At 44.9% G+C, this 17,241-nt stretch carries 17 protein-coding genes; 6 read left to right on the top strand and 11 right to left on the bottom strand.

The annotated features are described in order from the left end of the window. Window positions 1–116: 116 nt before the first annotated feature. From ACHBIF_RS07935 to uvrB, 9 genes are all read right to left on the bottom strand, one after another. Complete coding sequence (locus ACHBIF_RS07935; protein WP_105160160.1) at window positions 117–500, bottom strand: hypothetical protein; 384 nt, start codon at window positions 498–500, stop codon at window positions 117–119. Window positions 501–511: 11 nt separating this feature from the next. Continuing rightward, window positions 512–1,825: a glycosyltransferase family 4 protein gene (locus ACHBIF_RS07930; RefSeq protein ID WP_105160159.1), complete on the bottom strand. Its 1,314-nt coding sequence runs from the start codon at window positions 1,823–1,825 to the stop codon at window positions 512–514. After that, on the bottom strand, window positions 1,826–2,824 hold the full coding sequence (locus tag ACHBIF_RS07925; RefSeq protein WP_105110781.1) for a glycosyltransferase family 4 protein: 999 nt from the start codon (window positions 2,822–2,824) through the stop codon (window positions 1,826–1,828). A 167-nt stretch (window positions 2,825–2,991) separates the two neighbouring features. Further along, on the bottom strand, window positions 2,992–3,792 hold the full coding sequence (locus ACHBIF_RS07920) for an LPXTG cell wall anchor domain-containing protein (RefSeq protein WP_394719755.1): 801 nt from the start codon (window positions 3,790–3,792) through the stop codon (window positions 2,992–2,994). Between the two features lie 11 nt (window positions 3,793–3,803). Beyond that, window positions 3,804–4,199, bottom strand: a complete 396-nt coding sequence (locus ACHBIF_RS07915) for a hypothetical protein (protein WP_394719753.1) — start codon at window positions 4,197–4,199, stop codon at window positions 3,804–3,806. A 6-nt stretch (window positions 4,200–4,205) separates the two neighbouring features. Then, window positions 4,206–4,487 carry a hypothetical protein gene (locus tag ACHBIF_RS07910; RefSeq protein ID WP_125266247.1) on the bottom strand — a complete coding sequence of 94 codons (282 nt, stop codon included), beginning with the start codon at window positions 4,485–4,487 and terminating at the stop codon, window positions 4,206–4,208. Continuing rightward, window positions 4,488–4,622: a hypothetical protein gene (locus ACHBIF_RS07905; protein ID WP_269089460.1), complete on the bottom strand. Its 135-nt coding sequence runs from the start codon at window positions 4,620–4,622 to the stop codon at window positions 4,488–4,490. A gap of 161 nt (window positions 4,623–4,783) precedes the next feature. After that, window positions 4,784–5,260, bottom strand: coding sequence for a YSIRK-type signal peptide-containing protein (locus ACHBIF_RS07900; RefSeq protein WP_172095097.1), 477 nt, complete (start codon window positions 5,258–5,260; stop codon window positions 4,784–4,786). Between the two features lie 202 nt (window positions 5,261–5,462). Beyond that, window positions 5,463–7,448 carry an excinuclease ABC subunit UvrB gene (gene uvrB, locus ACHBIF_RS07895; RefSeq protein WP_394719750.1) on the bottom strand — a complete coding sequence of 662 codons (1,986 nt, stop codon included), beginning with the start codon at window positions 7,446–7,448 and terminating at the stop codon, window positions 5,463–5,465. 192 nt (window positions 7,449–7,640) lie between these two features. On the opposite strand from uvrB, the gene ACHBIF_RS07890 reads away from it, so the two are divergent. Together ACHBIF_RS07890 and ACHBIF_RS07885 are read left to right on the top strand one after the other, a co-directional pair. Next, window positions 7,641–9,845 (top strand): ABC transporter substrate-binding protein/permease, encoded by a 2,205-nt coding sequence (locus ACHBIF_RS07890; protein ID WP_394719748.1) that lies wholly within the window; start codon window positions 7,641–7,643, stop codon window positions 9,843–9,845. Next, window positions 9,845–10,585: an amino acid ABC transporter ATP-binding protein gene (locus ACHBIF_RS07885; RefSeq protein WP_105110775.1), complete on the top strand. Its 741-nt coding sequence runs from the start codon at window positions 9,845–9,847 to the stop codon at window positions 10,583–10,585. Before ACHBIF_RS07890 ends, ACHBIF_RS07885 begins: the two co-directional genes overlap by 1 nt. Window positions 10,586–10,740: 155 nt before the next feature. Here the strand turns inward: ACHBIF_RS07885 and ACHBIF_RS07880 are convergent, their stop codons facing one another. Beyond that, window positions 10,741–11,232, bottom strand: a complete 492-nt coding sequence (locus ACHBIF_RS07880; RefSeq protein ID WP_125266242.1) for a GNAT family N-acetyltransferase — start codon at window positions 11,230–11,232, stop codon at window positions 10,741–10,743. 111 nt (window positions 11,233–11,343) lie between these two features. Between ACHBIF_RS07880 and ACHBIF_RS07875 the strand changes: the two genes are divergently transcribed. Both ACHBIF_RS07875 and ACHBIF_RS07870 read left to right on the top strand, forming a co-directional pair. Next, window positions 11,344–11,979 (top strand): NAD(P)H-binding protein, encoded by a 636-nt coding sequence (locus ACHBIF_RS07875; RefSeq protein ID WP_394719745.1) that lies wholly within the window; start codon window positions 11,344–11,346, stop codon window positions 11,977–11,979. Window positions 11,980–12,188: 209 nt separating this feature from the next. After that, window positions 12,189–13,721, top strand: a complete 1,533-nt coding sequence (locus ACHBIF_RS07870) for an ATP-binding cassette domain-containing protein (protein WP_394719743.1) — start codon at window positions 12,189–12,191, stop codon at window positions 13,719–13,721. Between the two features lie 408 nt (window positions 13,722–14,129). On the opposite strand, the gene ACHBIF_RS07865 is transcribed toward ACHBIF_RS07870, so the two are convergent. Continuing rightward, on the bottom strand, window positions 14,130–15,800 hold the full coding sequence (locus ACHBIF_RS07865; protein WP_394719741.1) for a formate--tetrahydrofolate ligase: 1,671 nt from the start codon (window positions 15,798–15,800) through the stop codon (window positions 14,130–14,132). A gap of 203 nt (window positions 15,801–16,003) precedes the next feature. Here ACHBIF_RS07865 and ACHBIF_RS07860 point away from each other — a divergent pair, with 203 nt between their 5' ends. Together ACHBIF_RS07860 and coaC are read left to right on the top strand one after the other, a co-directional pair. Continuing rightward, on the top strand, window positions 16,004–16,687 hold the full coding sequence (locus tag ACHBIF_RS07860) for a phosphopantothenate--cysteine ligase (protein WP_172008754.1): 684 nt from the start codon (window positions 16,004–16,006) through the stop codon (window positions 16,685–16,687). A gap of 4 nt (window positions 16,688–16,691) precedes the next feature. Further along, window positions 16,692–17,237, top strand: coding sequence for a phosphopantothenoylcysteine decarboxylase (gene coaC, locus ACHBIF_RS07855; protein ID WP_105138666.1), 546 nt, complete (start codon window positions 16,692–16,694; stop codon window positions 17,235–17,237). The last annotated feature ends 4 nt before the right edge of the window (window positions 17,238–17,241 follow it).

Genomic DNA, 17,241 nt, shown 5'->3' with positions numbered 1-17,241 from the left:
ATACCGAGTAGTGTCAATCCTATCCTCTATGTGCTTGCACCGACCGCACACTCTCTCAAAGATTTCCTAGAATGGATAAGTCTCTAACAGTTATTATAGCAGGATTTTCGGATTTTTCAAGGATTTTTGCGAGAATTTCTTGATTTTCCAATTCCAAGCATCTTCCTCATCAAAACCCCTACTCCTGCTCCGAGAAAGCCTACAAGAATGTAAGGAATAACGTAGATTTCTGAGCCCTCTGCATTTGGAAAAATCAGGGTATCGACTGGCAGATAAAGCAAGCCTTGTAGCAGTGGAAACCACCAGGAAAAGCCATGTTTGACAGTATAAATGATTGAAATCAGTAAAATCAAGATTGGTTGATAGACTAAAATCAAGTTAATCAACAATCCCTTGATGGTCAAGTCATCCAGCGGAGAATACATAATCAGCACCGGCACCAGATAATAGACCAGTAAAGTAGGCAAGATGTACCAAAATATTTTTCCTGAATTCTTCATTTTCATCCCTCCTAATCAAAGAAATTACGAACGGATTTGACCTGGGCAACTGATTTTCTGAGAATGCGAGCTGTGGTGTCGGTTGATTTGACAACGACCTTGGCTGGTAAGGTAACTGCTCCCTTGAGCAATACTTCTGCCACACTGTCTTGATTGGTGTGTTCCTTCTGGAAATCATGGGAAATTTTCAAATCCAGGTAATACTCAAAAACTCGGTGACCGAAATTCTTGGCGGAAATTTCATAGAGCTTTTTCTCCAGCAAGTAGGCATTCATGCTTGGCGTCGCCAAAATCGCATCAATGACCACATCTGCTATGTCCTTTTCCCGCTTAAAGAGGGTTCCAAACATCTTGTCCGTCACCAAATTATCCAAATAAGGATTCGAATGGGCTAGGATTGGAGTGCCTGATGCCAGGCTTTCCAAGAAGGTCAGACCCTGGGTTTCACTGGTAGATGCCGAGATAAAGAAATCAGCCGCTTTATAGTATAGAGCAGTATCGCTCGGCGCAATCATGCCCGTCATCTGAATATGACTGGCCAGCTGCATGCGGTCAATCATCTCCTGCAACTCTCCCGCATAAGGTCCACCACCAACGATAACCAGCTTGACCTTGGGATTTTCAGCCAAAATAGCCGGCATGGCCTTGACAAGGGCCTGAATATTTTTTTCATTGGAGATACGAGACAGGCTGAGCAGCATAGTTTCATCCTTAGCAATCCCCAGTTGCTGCCTCAGTTCATCAATATCCTCTTGGCAAATCTCAGGTCGGTCAAACTTGGCCAAATCAATTCCTGTCGGTATGACCCTTTTGGAAATAGGAACCTGATACTTATTCAGCAAATCTTCTACAATCTCGCTGGGACAGATAATCCCATCAAGGTCACGGAAGAAGGGTTTGAGGATATACTTGACCATGCTAGGGCGGATAATTTTCCCCTTAGCAATATAGTGGACGTAGTCCTCATACTGGGTATGGTAGGTATGAATAACTGGAATCCCCAATTCCTTGGCAATCAATTTCCCCAAAATCCCCAGAGAAAACTCCGTATGGGTATGAATAATATCCAGCTTGTAACGGCTGGCAATTTTCAAGGCATCCACAAAGCCAGCATAGGCCACTCGACGGTCCTTAAAGGCAAAGAAGGGCACGCTAGGAATGCGGATAATATCCCAATCCTCATAGCGGTTGACACCCTCATCAGTGGTCGTAAAAATAAATACTGCATGACCTAGTTTTTCCAGCTCCGTTTTCAGGGTCCGAATAGACGTCGCAACCCCCGAAACCTGCGGAAAATAGGTATCTGTAAACAATCCAATACGCATTTACAACTCCATGACTTGGCGATAGGCTTCTACTAGCTGGTGGGCTACATTGTCCATCGAGCGACTAACTGCCACCTGATAACCTGCCTCGCGCTTGTCTACTTTTTTATCTAAGATATTTTGAATGGATTGGACAAAATCATCGACAGTCTTGCCCAATTCAGCACTTGTTTCATCAATCCAGCCTTCATAAACTGGAATATCTCTCAGCACAACATGCTGGTGGCTGGCTAGAGCTTCCAAGACGACAATCCCTTCCGTCTCTTCATAGGATGGGAAGAAAAAGGCATCCGCTCCGCTCATTGCCCCCTGAAAAACAGCCCCCTTGAAGTAACCAGGAAACTCGACATTAGGCGGATGAGCTCCTTCTACAATTTTCCGGATATAGGATGGAATCATCCATTTATTGATAGAGCCTAGCCAAATGAAGCGCACATGGGGCAGCTTTTCAGCCACCTTGACAAAATCCTCTATGCCCTTGCGGCGGAAATAAAGCCCGGCACAGACCACGACTGGTTGTCCCTCTTTAATACCGAAATAATCCCGAAAAACAGCCTCTTTGCGAGCATCTTTCTTGTACTTGTCCAAATCAATCCCATTGGACACGGCAACGATTGGAGTTGTCACCCCATAGGATTGGATGAGCTGCTTAGAATACTCTGACGGGGTAATAATAAAATCTGCTTTTTGGTACATGCTGGCCAGATATTTTCCCACAAATGGCGCCAGGCGATTGGATCCGATAAAGGAATTTTGAAAATCTTCCTTGGTCGAATGCCCGTGCAAGATGACCTTCTTTCCATGGCGTTTGGCAGCGTGCAGAAGCAACCAGGAACGTGGCCCATAGGTATTGATATGAATGACATCATAATGCCCTAAAAGGTCCGTCGTATAGGGAATTCCAGCCATGTCCAGGGCTTCCATTTGATGGTGGAGGGCCCGACCAATCCCTGATTTTTCCAGAACTGTCTTGCCTTCCAAATAGAGTAAAACTTTCATGATTCTATTATAGTTGATTTAAAAGAAAAAATATAGCGGAAACATGAAAAATCCAAGAAGACAAGGCTTAGCTTTATTCAACCTTCTACACTGATAATAAATCGAGGAGCAGAAAACCAAAAAGAAGCTGACACAAGGTCAACTTCCCATCATAATAAATATATATTTTAGCCGAGTTCAGCTTTTTTTCTTTTCACTAAACCAAATCCAAGCATTCCCACTACAAGTCCAAGAGATGTCAAAGCATCTACTTGTCCAGTATTCGGCAATGTTTTAGCAGTTTGTCCTGAGGATTGATTGCTAACAGATTGTTCAGTGTTACCAGTTCCTTGGGATGAGATGCTGGTTTCCTCTGCTGAACCGCCAGCTGCAGCACCACCACCAACTAGATGCGAAATTGTTGGAGTAACTGTTGTTTCTTGCAAGATTTCAGTAGGTAAAATGTGACCCTGACTTAGAATGGCTGTAATGTCAAGCTCTGGTAATTCATGTGTAACGCTGTCGCCTTTTGCTGTGATAATTGAATCCTCAACTGATGTTTCTACCTGAGGTTCCTCAACCGGAGCTACAACTATTAGCTCGTCAACCAAAATTGTACCCTGTGGCTCATCAATTGGCGCTACAACAACTGGCTCGTCGGCTGGTGTTATAACGGCTGGTTCGTCAACTGGCGTGTCTACCTGAGGTTCCTCAACCGGAGCTTCTACCTGTGGTTCGTCGACTGGGGTGACAACTGCTGGTTCATCAACTGGGGTCTCTTCGACTGGCGCCGGTTGACTGCCGATAATGATAACTTTGGCAATTGGTTCGATAATTGTAGTTGTACTTGTCGCTGTTACTTCGCCAGTGACTGCGTCAATTTTATAAGTTGTGGTTGTCGTCTCACTGCAGTCAACACCACCAGTCTCACTATAGTAGCCCACAGGTTTAGTAGAATCTGACTCATAGCGAGTACCATACTCAATCATCACTGTCTCAACTACCGGCTGTGTACCTTTGGTAATGACTTTCTCTTCTGGTGCAACAATGACTGGAGTTCCATCGGTTGGAATGCTAGCTCACTTGAAAAATTATTGATCTGTACCGTCTCTTCCGAATAAGCATCTACAACGTGACCGAGCTCGTGAGCCATGACATAGGTTTCCCAGGTAAATTGACCTTTCTCCACATCGATAACACCACCTTTGAAACCGGCATTATTCATATTGTTAATGGCATCATATCCAAGGGTATTTCCACCAAAGCCATAGGGGTCGTCATAAATTTTGATAAGACCGTATTGTGATTTGGCGGCGTCTGGCATGGCCTGGTAGAAATTATAGAAATTGTCAATAGCACTATTTTTAACTGTGAAGTTGCCATAAATCTTGATCAAATCTTCCTAAGTGACCAAATCGCTACGGTTCATGTAGACATTATAGCGGTTTGTCAAACTAGCAAAGAGGTCTTTGACGCGATTTAAAGTTGCATCAGAGGCAGTTGTACTACCGATTTTTGCGTAAATTGCCTCACTTCTGAGCATGATAGCCTTGGCTTCCGCATACATACAGGCCGGGATAACTGTGCCAAAAGTGTAGCGGTCACTTGGGCTAATCGCTCCCAAGACGGACGCTCGGTTAGACATGGTCACCAATTCCTGCATGGCCATTTTTTGCTGGTCCAATCAACCTTGGTCGTTTCTATTGAATACAGCCATTTGTGGATTTTCCGCACGAGAATAGGTACTAGTACGAGCGTAACGCGTCGTACCAACCATCGGTGAACCACGGTCAGAAATGGTCAAATTTCTTACAGTCATATTTATCAGAATATCCCCGTAACCATTTGCCCATAACGTTGATTAATCGATAACAATCTAGTCACTTGGCTTTTCTTTTGTCAAGTCAACGCTGAACTGTGCTGTATAGTGACCTGTCGTCGCATCAAACATCTTTTGTTCAGGAGTATCATCTTGCAACTCTATAATATTGCTCCGTCGCCTGCAGTTACTGGCTCAACATAGGGAATATCCTCTTCAAACAGTTTTTCATTAGGATCTAATGGGAACTTAGCTGTTGCATACTCAGTACCTGGCAAGGTAGACATGGTATTATATTGATTGTGATAAAGAATTAGCTCAGGATCTGATTCTCCTGGTACTTCCTCAACCACAAGTGGCTGTTCTACAGGAATTTCCGCTGGTGCTGGCACTTCAATTACCGGTTCTGTCTCAGTTTCAACAGAAACTTCTGCTGATATAGCCGGTTCTTGATTTTCTGTTACCGCAGGTGCTACCACCTCAGCCTGCACATCCTGGTTGCTCACCGCAACTGTTGCTGGATTTTCAGTTGGCAAACTATCGGCGTTAACAATCTGACCACCTAAAAATAGACCCACACAGACTGATGCGGCTCCTACTGAAAATTTACGAATACTAAATCGTTGCTTACGAAACAAATCTGTTTCCCTCTACATTCATCTTAAAAACTTACTGAAAGCAAGTCAGGCTCTTATATCTGGAAAAGGCCAAAGCAAAGACTAATCTGAATCAAAAATCGAAAGAATTTTTCAGCATGAACTTGTAGACACTACTTCCTGTAAAAATATAGAAAAAAGAGCATCTGATTGATACCCCTTAATCTGATTTTCTATTACTTTTCTACTTATTCTTGAGTTCAATGACCAGATCCCGAATCTGGGCAGCCAGTTCAAAGTCAAGCAACTCTGCTGCCTCCTGCATCTGAGCCTCCAGCTTCTTAATCATGGCCTTGCGTTCGTCTTTGTTGAGGGCGTTGAAGTCCACTACTTCTTCCTTGTCCTGAGTGACAGCCTTAGTCACGCTTATCAGGTCACGGATTTCTTTCTTAATAGTTTGTGGAATGATACCATGTTCTTCATTATAAGCCATCTGGATTTGACGGCGGCGGGCTGTTTCTTCCATGGCCTTCCGCATAGACTCGGTGACCTTGTCCGCATACATGATCACATGACCTTCAGAGTTACGGGCCGCCCGACCGATTGTCTGGATGAGCCCTCGTTCATTACGGAGGAAACCTTCCTTATCAGCATCCAAGATTGCCACCAGACTAACCTCTGGCACGTCAATCCCTTCACGCAAGAGGTTAATCCCTATCAAGACATCAAAGACGCCCAAACGCAAATCACGGATAATCTCCGTACGCTCCAAGGTCTTGATGTCCGAGTGCATATACTTGACCTTGACACCCATTTCTTTAAGATAGTCGGTCAAGTCCTCTGCCATTTTCTTGGTCAGCGTAGTGATAAAAGTCCGCTCGCCTTTCCCAACACGGGCATTGATTTCACCTAAAAGGTCATCCATTTGACCCATGGTTGGACGGACTTCCACCTCTGGATCCAAAAGCCCTGTCGGCCGAATAATCTGCTCGACAACGGTATCGGTCTGCTCCATTTCATAGTCACCCGGCGTCGCAGATACATAGACAATCTGGTGGACATGGCTCTCAAATTCTTCCCTGCGCAGCGGACGATTATCTAGTGCACTCGGGAGGCGGAAACCATAGTTGACCAACATCTCCTTGCGTGAGCGGTCACCATTGTACATCCCCTTAATCTGCCCCATGGTCATGTGGCTCTCGTCAATCATAATCAGGTAGTCTTCAGGGAAAAAGTCCAGCAGTGTGTACGGAGGCTCGCCCTCGCTTCGCCCGTCCATGTGGCGAGAATAGTTCTCAACTCCGTTGGTGTAGCCCATTTCCCGAAGCATCTCGATGTCGTAGTCGGTTCGTTGTTTCAATCGCTGAGCTTCTAAGAGTTTTCCTTCTGATTCAAAGACCTTGAGCTGCTCTTCCAGCTCCGCCTGAATCTTGGCAATAGCCGTTTCCATGTGATCATCGTTGGTCACGAAGTGGGTGGCAGGGAAAATGGCCAAGTGATCCACATCGCCCAAAACCTTACCTGTCAGGCTTTCAATCTCACGGATGCGGTCGATTTCATCGCCGAAAAATTCGACACGAAAAGCGTGTTCGTCACGAGAAGCTGGGAAAATCTCCACCACATCTCCACGTACACGGAAGCGTCCCCGTTGGAAGTCGATGTCGTTGCGCTCGAACTGAATATCGACCAGAGAATTAAGCAACTGATCACGGGAAATCTCCTGACCTGGTCGCAGACTGACCACGCTGTCAGAATATTCCTTGGGCGAACCCAAACCGTAAATACAGGAAACCGAAGCCACCACGATGACATCGTTTCGCTCCAGCAGGGCTGAGGTCGCTGAGTGGCGGAGTTTGTCAATCTCATCATTGACCGAACTATCCTTTTCGATATAGGTGTCGCTGGACGGAACATAGGCTTCTGGCTGGTAGTAATCGTAGTAAGACACGAAGTATTCGACCGCATTTTCTGGGAAGAATTCCTTGAACTCGCTATAGAGCTGACCAGCCAAGGTCTTGTTATGGGCGATAACCAGAGTGGGCTTATTGACACGGGCGATGACCTGGCTCATAGTGTAGGTCTTACCAGTACCAGTCGCCCCCATGAGAATCTGGGCTTTTTCGCCCCCCTCGATATTATCCACCAAGGTTTCAATGGCTTGGGGCTGGTCGCCAGACGGGGAATATTTTGACACTAGTTTAAATTGGTTTTCAGTATTTCGATTGATCATGGTTCTATTTTATCACAAGTCCGACATTTCCTTGAAAAAATAGTTTTTCGGGGGGGGTGAAAGATTAAATTTTCTCACAATTTAATAACTTGGAATGTTATATTTTCTGACATGTTCTTTTCATTGTTTTTGCATTAATTTTCATAATATGGTACAATGGCAAAGTTATTTTATAATAGAAGGAGTATGAAAATGAAGAAAAAATTATTCATGCTATTGGCAAGCATTTTGCCGGTCTTCTTTATTTTTACAGGTGTTCAGGCAGATGATACGATTGATATCGTCTTTGACAATGCCTATGCACCATTTGAATTTAAAGATTCTGACCAAACTTATAAAGGATTAGATGTTGATATTATCAACGAAGTTGCAAAACGTTCAAATTGGAAAATGAATCAATCCTTCCCAGGATTTGATGCTGCTGTCAATGCGGTCCAGTCTGGTTCGGCCGATGCCCTCATGGCTGGTACGACCATTACCGAAGCCCGCAAAAAGGTCTTTACCTTCTCAGACCCCTACTTTGATACGAAGATTATCATTGCAACAACCAAGTCTAACAAGATTTCTTCCTATGAAGACCTCAAAGGCAAGACAGTTGGTGTTAAAAACGGTACTGCTTCTCAAACCTTCCTCGAAGAAAACAAAGACAAGTACGGTTTTACTATCAAAACCTTCGACACAGGGGACACGATGTACAACAGTCTTTCCACTGGCGCTATTGACGCTGCTATGGACGATGAGGCGGTTATCCAATACGCTATCCAACAAGGGCAAGACCTGAGCTTGGACATCCCTGGCGAACCAATTGGATCATTTGGTTTCTCTGTTAAAAAAGGAAGCCAATATGAGTACCTCGTTGATGATTTCAACAAGGCTCTTGCAGCTATGAAAGAAGACGGTACCTACGAAAAAATCATGAATAAATGGTTTGGTGCAGCTACCGCCTCTGCTGATATGCAGAACTACTCATCTCGCTTGAAATTATCTGGTGATGCTACTAAAAAAGCAACCCCTATCAAGTCAAGCTACACGATCGTTTCAGATTCATCATTTGCCCCATTTGAATACCAGGACGAGTCTGGTAAGTACGTCGGCATTGACATGGAATTGATCAAGGCCATTGCGGAGCAACAAGGAGTCACCATCACTATCCAAAACCCTGGTTTCGATGCAGCCCTTAACGCTGTCCAAGCTGGTCAAGCAGATGCCGTTATCGCTGGTATGTCGATCACTGACGCTCGTAAGGAAATCTTTGATTTCTCAGATGCATACTACTCGTCAAATATCCTGCTGGCGGTTAAAAACAGCAGTGACATTGCATCCTATGAAGACCTCAAAGGCAAGACAGTCGGTGCCAAAAACGGTACAGCGTCTTACACTTTCTTAGAAAGCAACAAAGACAAGTATGGTTATACTTTGAAGGCCTTCGACGAGGCTTCTGGCATGTACGACAGTCTCAACTCTGGCTCAATTGACGCCCTCATGGATGATGAAGCGGTCCTCCTCTACGCTATCCAACAAGGTCGTGATTTCGCTACTCCAATCCCAGGTGAAAAATCTGGTGAATACGGATTTGCTGTGAAAAAAGGCAACAATCCTGAACTGATTGAAATGTTCAACAATGGCTTGGCTGCATTGGTAGAATCAGGCAAGTACGATGAGATTTTCAACAAATACTTCAATGCCAAAGAAGAGACAACACCAAGTACAGCCACTGAAACAGTTGATGAAACCACCATTTTCGGTCTCTTGAAAAACAACTACGGTCAGCTCGTGTCTGGTCTTGGTATTACAGTTGGTTTGGCTCTCTTGTCATTTGCCATTGCTATCGTCATCGGTATTATCTTTGGTATGTTTGCGGTGAGCCCAATCAAGGCCCTTCGTGTTATCTCATCCGTCTTCGTTGATGTGGTTCGTGGTATTCCGTTGATGATTGTTGCAGCCTTCATCTTCTGGGGTATTCCAAACTTGATTGAGTCTATCACTGGTCAACAATCACCAATCAACGACTTCGTAGCCGGTACCATTGCCCTATCCCTTAACTCCGGTGCCTATATCGCAGAAATTGTCCGCGGTGGTATTCAAGCCGTTCCTGCGGGACAAATGGAGGCATCACGCAGTTTGGGTATTTCCTACGGGACAACCATGCGCAAGATTATCCTACCACAGGCTGGTAAAATCATGCTGCCAAACTTCATCAACCAATTTGTTATTACATTGAAAGATACGACCATCATCTCTGCGATTGGTCTTGTCGAACTCTTCCAAGCTGGTAAGATTATCATTGCCCGTAACTACCAATCCTTCCGTATGTATGCAATTCTTGCTATCATATACTTGGTGGTTATCACCCTCTTGACTCGCTTGGCACGTAAACTTGAAAAAGGAGGCAAATAATGGCTTTATTAAAAATCAATGTTGAAGACCTGCACAAGTCTTACGGGAAAAACGAGGTCTTGAAAGGCGTCTCTGCAAAATTCTACGAGGGGGATGTTGTCTGCATTATCGGTCCTTCTGGATCTGGTAAATCAACCTTCCTTCGTACACTCAACCTCCTGGAATCCATCACAAGTGGTCATGTTATGGTAGATGGTTACAATCTGACTGACCCTAAAACAGATGTTGATGCCTTCCGTGAAAATGTCGGAATGGTATTCCAGCACTTCAACCTCTTCCCACACATGTCCGTCTTAGAAAATATCACCTTTGCTCCTATCGAACATAAAAAATTGAATAAGGCTGAAGCCGAGAAAGTCGGCATGGAATTACTGGAAAAAGTCGGTCTAGCAGACAAGCGTGACGCTATGCCAGATAGCCTGTCCGGTGGTCAGAAACAGCGTGTAGCTATTGCCCGCGCGCTGGCTATGAACCCAGACATCATGCTCTTTGATGAACCAACGTCTGCCCTTGACCCAGAAATGGTCGGCGACGTACTCAACGTTATGAAAGACCTAGCTGAGCAAGGCATGACCATGTTGATTGTTACGCACGAGATGGGCTTTGCCCGCAAGGTTGCTAACCGCGTCATCTTTACAGACGGCGGTGAATTCCTTGAAGACGGCACACCCGAACAAATCTTCGACAACCCACAACACCCACGTCTCAAAGACTTCCTGGACAAGGTCCTGAACGTATAAAGATTAGAAAAAACCTTGCTTTGTCAAGGTTTTTTGAGTTTCTTCAAATTATTATTAGAGTCTTTTCTGAATGCAATATAAAGCCTATCTTGCCCTGATACACGGAAAGTAGAGTGAAAAGGTCGATTTCCCAGCACCAGGACTATTAATCATCATTATACTGTCACCTTGTAAGACCAGCCCTTCTCTGTTTTTTCGAGCCTGCTAAATCCCATCTTCTCAAACAGACGCTGGGAACCAATATTCCAATCATAAATTTCTCCTACTCGAATTTCTGTGAAGCCTAGCTCTTTCGCACGTTCTATCATCCGTTTTAAGACCTTGCCACCAATGCCCCTTGCCCAGTAACGGCTATCGCCGATGGAAATCGCAAAGTCATCTGCCAGCAGGGTCACGTCTCCAATTGGTCTCCAACCACACTTTTCCCGAATTTCTATCCAGTAGCACTCGCCATTTTCCGATAAAAAACGGTACATCCTAGCTAATTTTTCCAAGCTATAAGCTTCTTTCACACCATCAACCAACCAGACTAGCTCCATATTTTGATGCCAGTCAAAAGCAAGCTCATATTGACCATCATAGGCACGAAGGCGTACGGTAGCATCAATTTCTAGTTGCTCTGCTTGTCTTATATTCCTTATTGGCATTGCGAATTCTCCTTTTTCCCTTTCATTATAGCATAAGGCTGTTTTATATGTGACAAATGCTCAAAATAGGTATATAATTACTACATAGTGATATCAAAAGGAGGAATTCTTATGTCAAATGTACTTTTATTCGGAGCAAGTGGCTTTTTAGGTCAAGAAGTGATGGAAAAATTGATTGCGAGCGGTCATCAGCTAACTGCTATTACACGGTCATTTGATCCTGAAAATAGCAAAAAATTCCGTCCAGACGTCGACTGGGTAGAGGCCGACCTCTATCAAGCAGATCAGTGGAAGGAATTGCTTAATGACCATACTGTTGTCATTAACTTGGTCGGCATGGTCAAAGAAGAGCCCGAAAAAGGCTTAACCTATGATAAGGTCATTCTCGGTGCTGCCAAGGTGATTGCGGATGTTATGGCTGATAAAAGTGACCACCACTACATTTACGTATCTACCCACCTCGAAGGGCTTGCGACGCCAGAAGGCTACCGCAAGGCTAAAAAAGAGGCGGAGGATTATCTCTTGGCGCAATCCTTCAAAACGAGCATCGTCCGTCCTAGCATGATGTACGGTCCAGGCAAGGCAGGAACAAGTGAAAGAGCCCAGGCTATTCTGGAAAAAATGGATCCTGCAAGTCCAGCTTGGGCCGGTCGACCAATTGCCGTGGAAAAGGTTGCCCAGACCATTGCTAACATTGTCAACGGAAAAACTGACCAAACCATATTCGAAAATGATGATATGGCTTGACAAATTATTCCCAATCAGATATAGTAATACTATCAAAAAAATACGAGGTAAAGGACCATGGACACAGACAAGTAATCTCTATTAAGTTTATACTTAGAGGTAGCTTGCCTGTGTCTATTTTTCCTGTTCTCCTATTCCCAAAATAGGTCTTTTTTGAGCAGGCACGCTACTGAGTAAGTAGTGTGTTTTTTCTCATACAAGGAGGCCTTATGCTCATCACAACACAAAATCTCTCGATCCACCACCAAAAAGACCTGCGTCCACTAGTAGCCGACCTCACCCTCACCATCAATAGTGGCGATAAGGTGGCTATCATTGGCGAAGAAGGCAATGGCAAGTCCAGCCTTCTCAAGACCTTGCTCAATCCAGACATGGTAGCAGACTATCTCCTGATAAGTGGCACGATTCAGCGCCACTTCACCGCACCGATCTACATCCCACAGTCTCTTCCTTTGGAAATGGCAGAGCTGACACTCAATGACTACTTCTTTTCTCAAGTAGATCTGGATATTGATTTCGGACTGCTCTATCGCTTCGCCGACCAACTGGCTTTTGACAGTGACCGATTGAGCAGTGACCAATTGATTTCTAGCCTGTCCGGTGGAGAAAAACTCAAAATCCAACTCATCAAATCGCTCGCTAAGCATTCTGATATTATTTTCCTAGACGAACCGTCAAACGACCTAGACCTAGATACGCTCTCATGGTTGGAAAACTATATTGCCACTAGCTCCAAAACGATTGTCTACGTCTCACACGATGAGGATTTTCTTGCCAAAACTGCCACAAAAATTGTGCATTTACAATCTGTAAAGAAAAAAATGCTGGCCAAAACAAGCGTTCAGACCATAGATTATCAAGCCTACCGTGACCAGCGCGAGGCAGCCTACTATAAACAGGTCCAGCAAGCGCAAAACGACCGCAAGGAATTTGAAAAAACCATGGAAAAACACCGTCGTCAAAAATCTCAGGTCCGGAATACCTTACTTAATACCCATGATGCAACAGCTGGACGGCTAGTAGCCAAAAAGATGAAATCTGTTTTAGCTAGGGAAAAGCGCTATGAAAAACAGGTAGAAAGCATGACCAAAATGCCCTACCATGAAGATGCCATTCACCTGTTCTTTTCTGACATTCAGCCGTTGCCAGCGCACAAACAGATTATCGACGTACAGGGTGAAGAACTGTGGTGCCATGAACGCCTGTTGGTCAAAAATCTCTTCATGAAGGTCAAGGCTGGTGAAAAAGTCGGCATTATCGGAGCCAATGGTGTCGGAAAATCCAGCCTCATCAAGTTCCTCTATCAGCATCTGCAAACCAGGTCTGACCTACAGCTGGGCTACATGCCTCAGTACTACGCAGATTTATTGCCATTAAGCAAAACTCCTCTCGCATTTTTAGCAGGAGAAAAGGATAAAGAGGAACAAGAGGCTGCTCTCACCTACCTGGCCAGTCTCCAATTCACCCGCGAAGAGGTTCACCATGCTATTTCCGATTTATCAGGTGGGCAACAAGCAAAATTACTGCTCTTAAAAATGGTATTGGACAAGGCTAATGTTTTACTACTAGACGAGCCCAGTCGCAATTTTTCACCCATTTCACAGCCCTACATTCGTGAATTATTCTCGGATTATCAGGGGACACTTATCTGCGTCTCGCACGATCGACGATTTTTGAGGGAGGTTTGTCATCAGGTTTACAAACTAAGCAAGCAAGGACTATACAGGCTAGACAGCATCTAAATAAAAGTCTCACAGCGAGACTTTTTCATAATGCAGACAAACTAAATTCTGGATAAATAAACTAAGTAGCTCTACTAAGAAAAAACAAAAATTTAGTTTATTTTGCGAGCGGAGCGAGCCCTAAGCCAGGACTTTCCACTGTGATGAAAATGCCTGAAACGTTGTCGTTTCAGGCATTCGGAGTATTTGAGACCTTAGGCTCAAATACTAGGTATAGAATTCCGTAGGTAGCTCAAACAGTCTGGGGGACTGTTTGAGGAGTAAACCTAGAAACAAGAAAGTTTACTACCGTCCGATATCACCTCAGGTAAGTCTGAAAAGAGATTTGTCTCCAAACTCAAAAAGTCTCATAGCGAGACTTTTTTGTATTTTTATTCAATTAGGCTGGTTCTAATCATAAACTCATTTCTAAAACAAGCCCAAGGCTGAACCATCTGCTGCCACGTCCATGTTGAGAGCCGCAGGTGCTTTTGGCAAACCAGGCATGGTCATGACATCACCGGTCAAAGCCACGATAAAGCCAGCACCTAATTTTGGTACAAATTCACGAACAGTAATATCGAAATCAGTCGGTGCCCCCAGCGCAAATGGATCATCTGAAAAACTGTACTGGGTCTTGGCCATACAAACAGGCAATTTATCCCAGCCATTCTTGGCAAATTCGGCCAATTGATTGCGGGCTTTCTTTTCAAAAACGACACCCGTTCCACCGTAAATCTGCGTCACAATCTTACTGACCTTGGTTGCCAAATCATCGTCAGACTGATAAATGGCTTGGTAGTTGGCCTGCTGTTTTTCAATGGTTGCGACTACCGTTTCAGCCAAAGCAACTCCACCGTCCGCACCGTCTGCCCAGACACTGGCAAGTTCGACAGGAACACCGATTTGACCACACAGTTCTTTGAGTGCAGCGATTTCGTCAGCTGTATCAGATACAAATTCATTGATGGCAACGACAGCTGGAACACCGTATTTCTGGATATTTTCGACATGGCGCTTGAGATTGGCAAATCCAGCTTTAACAGCCTCGACATTCTCAGTCGCAAGGTCTGATTTTGCGACACCACCGTGCATCTTCAGAGCTCTCAGCGTGGCAACAATCACCACGGCATCAGGCGATTTTGGCAAATTCGGTGTCTTAATATCCAAGAATTTCTCTGCACCCAAATCTGCTCCAAAACCAGCCTCTGTGACCGTATAATCTGCCAAACGTAGAGCCGTCGTAGTCGCAAGGACTGAGTTACAACCATGGGCAATATTGGCAAAGGGACCACCATGAACCAAAGCGGGCGTACCATAAATGGTTTGAACCAAATTTGGTTTAATCGCATCTTTGAGAATGAGAGTCAGCGCTCCTTCCACCTGCAAATCCCGAACAAAAACAGGTGTACGGTCATTGCGATAACCAATGACAATGCTTGCCAAGCGTTCTTTGAGGTCGTCTAGGTCCGTCGCCAAGCAGAGAATGGCCATAATTTCAGAGGCAACCGTAATATCAAAGCCATCTTCACGCGGTACACCGTTCAGCGGTCCACCCAGACCAACTGTGACCTTACGAAGGGCGCGATCATTTAGGTCTACCACCCGTTTCCAAATAATCCGGCGCGGATCCAAGCCCAACTCGTTTCCTTGATGCAAATGATTATCAATCAGAGCAGACAGGGCATTGTTAGCTGTTGTAATGGCATGCATATCCCCTGTAAAATGCAAATTGATATCTTCCATCGGTAGAACCTGCGCATAGCCACCACCAGCAGCTCCGCCCTTGACACCCATTACAGGTCCAAGCGATGGCTCCCGCAAGGCAATCATGGTTTTCTTACCAATTTTTGCCAGAGCATCTGCCAATCCAATAGTCACAGTGGACTTGCCTTCTCCAGCAGGAGTTGGGTTGATGGCTGTTACCAAAATTAACTTGCCAAGCTCATTGTCCTTGACTGCATTGATTTTATCAAAAGACAATTTAGCCTTGTATTTTCCGTATAATTCGAGGTCATCAAATCCAATTCCGACCTGCTCAACAATCTCTGTAATCGGCTTGAGTGAAACACTCTGTGCAATTTCAATGTCTGTTTTCATGCTAGCTCCCCTTAGCGAAATCTTTTTTCCAGTATATCACATCCCCTTGGAAAATCGGAAACATTTTTATGAAAAATAGTAAGAGTATTCGGATTTTGTGGCGGACTATCATTCAATAACAGTTATAGTTTGATTCCATTTTAGTAATAGTCTATTGGTCGCGAAAACTTTACGAAAAATGGAAAATTTAGTACAATATGGACATGAAAATCATCATTACATCAGGTGGAACCAGTGAAGTTATTGACCAGGTCAGGGCTATCACCAACCACGCAACAGGTACCTTAGGAAAAATCATTGCCGAACAGGCTCTGGCAAGAGGGCACGAGGTAACTTTGGTGACAACCAAGCAAGCTGTCAAGCCAACATCTCATCCTCATCTGACAATTGTAGAAATCACCAATGTAGAGAGCCTGAAAGAAACTCTTGAACCTCTTGTCAAGACCCACCAAGTCCTCATCCACAGCATGGCCGTTTCCGACTACACACCGGTCTATATGACTGGCTTGGACGAGGTTAGGGAAACAGAGGACATCACCAGCCTGCTGGAGAAGAAAAATACGGAAACCAAGATTTCATCCAAGGCTGACTACCAGGTGCTCTTCTTGAAAAAAACACCCAAAGTTATCTCCCATGTCAAACAATGGAATCCAGGCATCCAGTTGATTGGCTTTAAGTTACTGGTCGACGTGCCCAAGGAAGAACTATTTGCCGTGGCACGAGATAGCATCCAGCGCAACAAAGCAGACTACATCCTGGCCAACGACCTAGTGGACATTACTACCGACAAACATCTGGGCTACCTGGTGTCTCAGACCGAGGCTATTCCTGCGGAGACCAAGCAGGACATCGCCCAACTCATTTTAAATACCGTAGAAAAGGGGTAAGACTATGGCAAGAATTACGCTTGCGGTGACAGGGTCTATTTCCGCCTACAAGGCTGCTGACATCACTAGCCAGCTGACAAAACTCGGTCACTCTGTGACAGTCCTCATGAGCCGCTCTGCTATGGACTTTATCACGCCCTTGACCCTTCAAGCCCTGTCCAAAAATCTGGTCCATACCGACCTCATGCTGGAGGAAAATCCTGCCTCTATCAAGCATATCGATATTGCCAAGGAAACGGACCTTTTCCTGGTGGCTCCTGCCTCGGCCAATACTATCGCCAAGCTAGCAAACGGTATGGCAGACAATATGGTGACGGCGACGGCTCTGGCCATCCCTATCGGGGTGCCAAAATTGGTCGCTCCTGCCATGAATACTAATATGTACCTCCACCCAGCCACACAACACAATCTGAAGACCTTGACAAGCTATGGCTATGAAGAAATCAAGCCTCGGGAGGCCCTGCTTGCCTGCGGTGATTTTGGAACTGGGGCCCTGGCTGAGGTTGACATCATCATAGAGAAAGTGAGTAGAATTTTAAGTGAGAAATAAACAG

Origin of the sequence: Streptococcus sp. A11 (genome assembly GCF_043674225.1) — a bacterium.
In the GTDB taxonomy this organism is placed as follows: Bacteria; Bacillota; Bacilli; order Lactobacillales; family Streptococcaceae; genus Streptococcus; species Streptococcus suis_V.
Note: the sequence above shows the minus strand (reverse complement) of the source record. Positions and strands in the feature narration are given on the sequence as shown.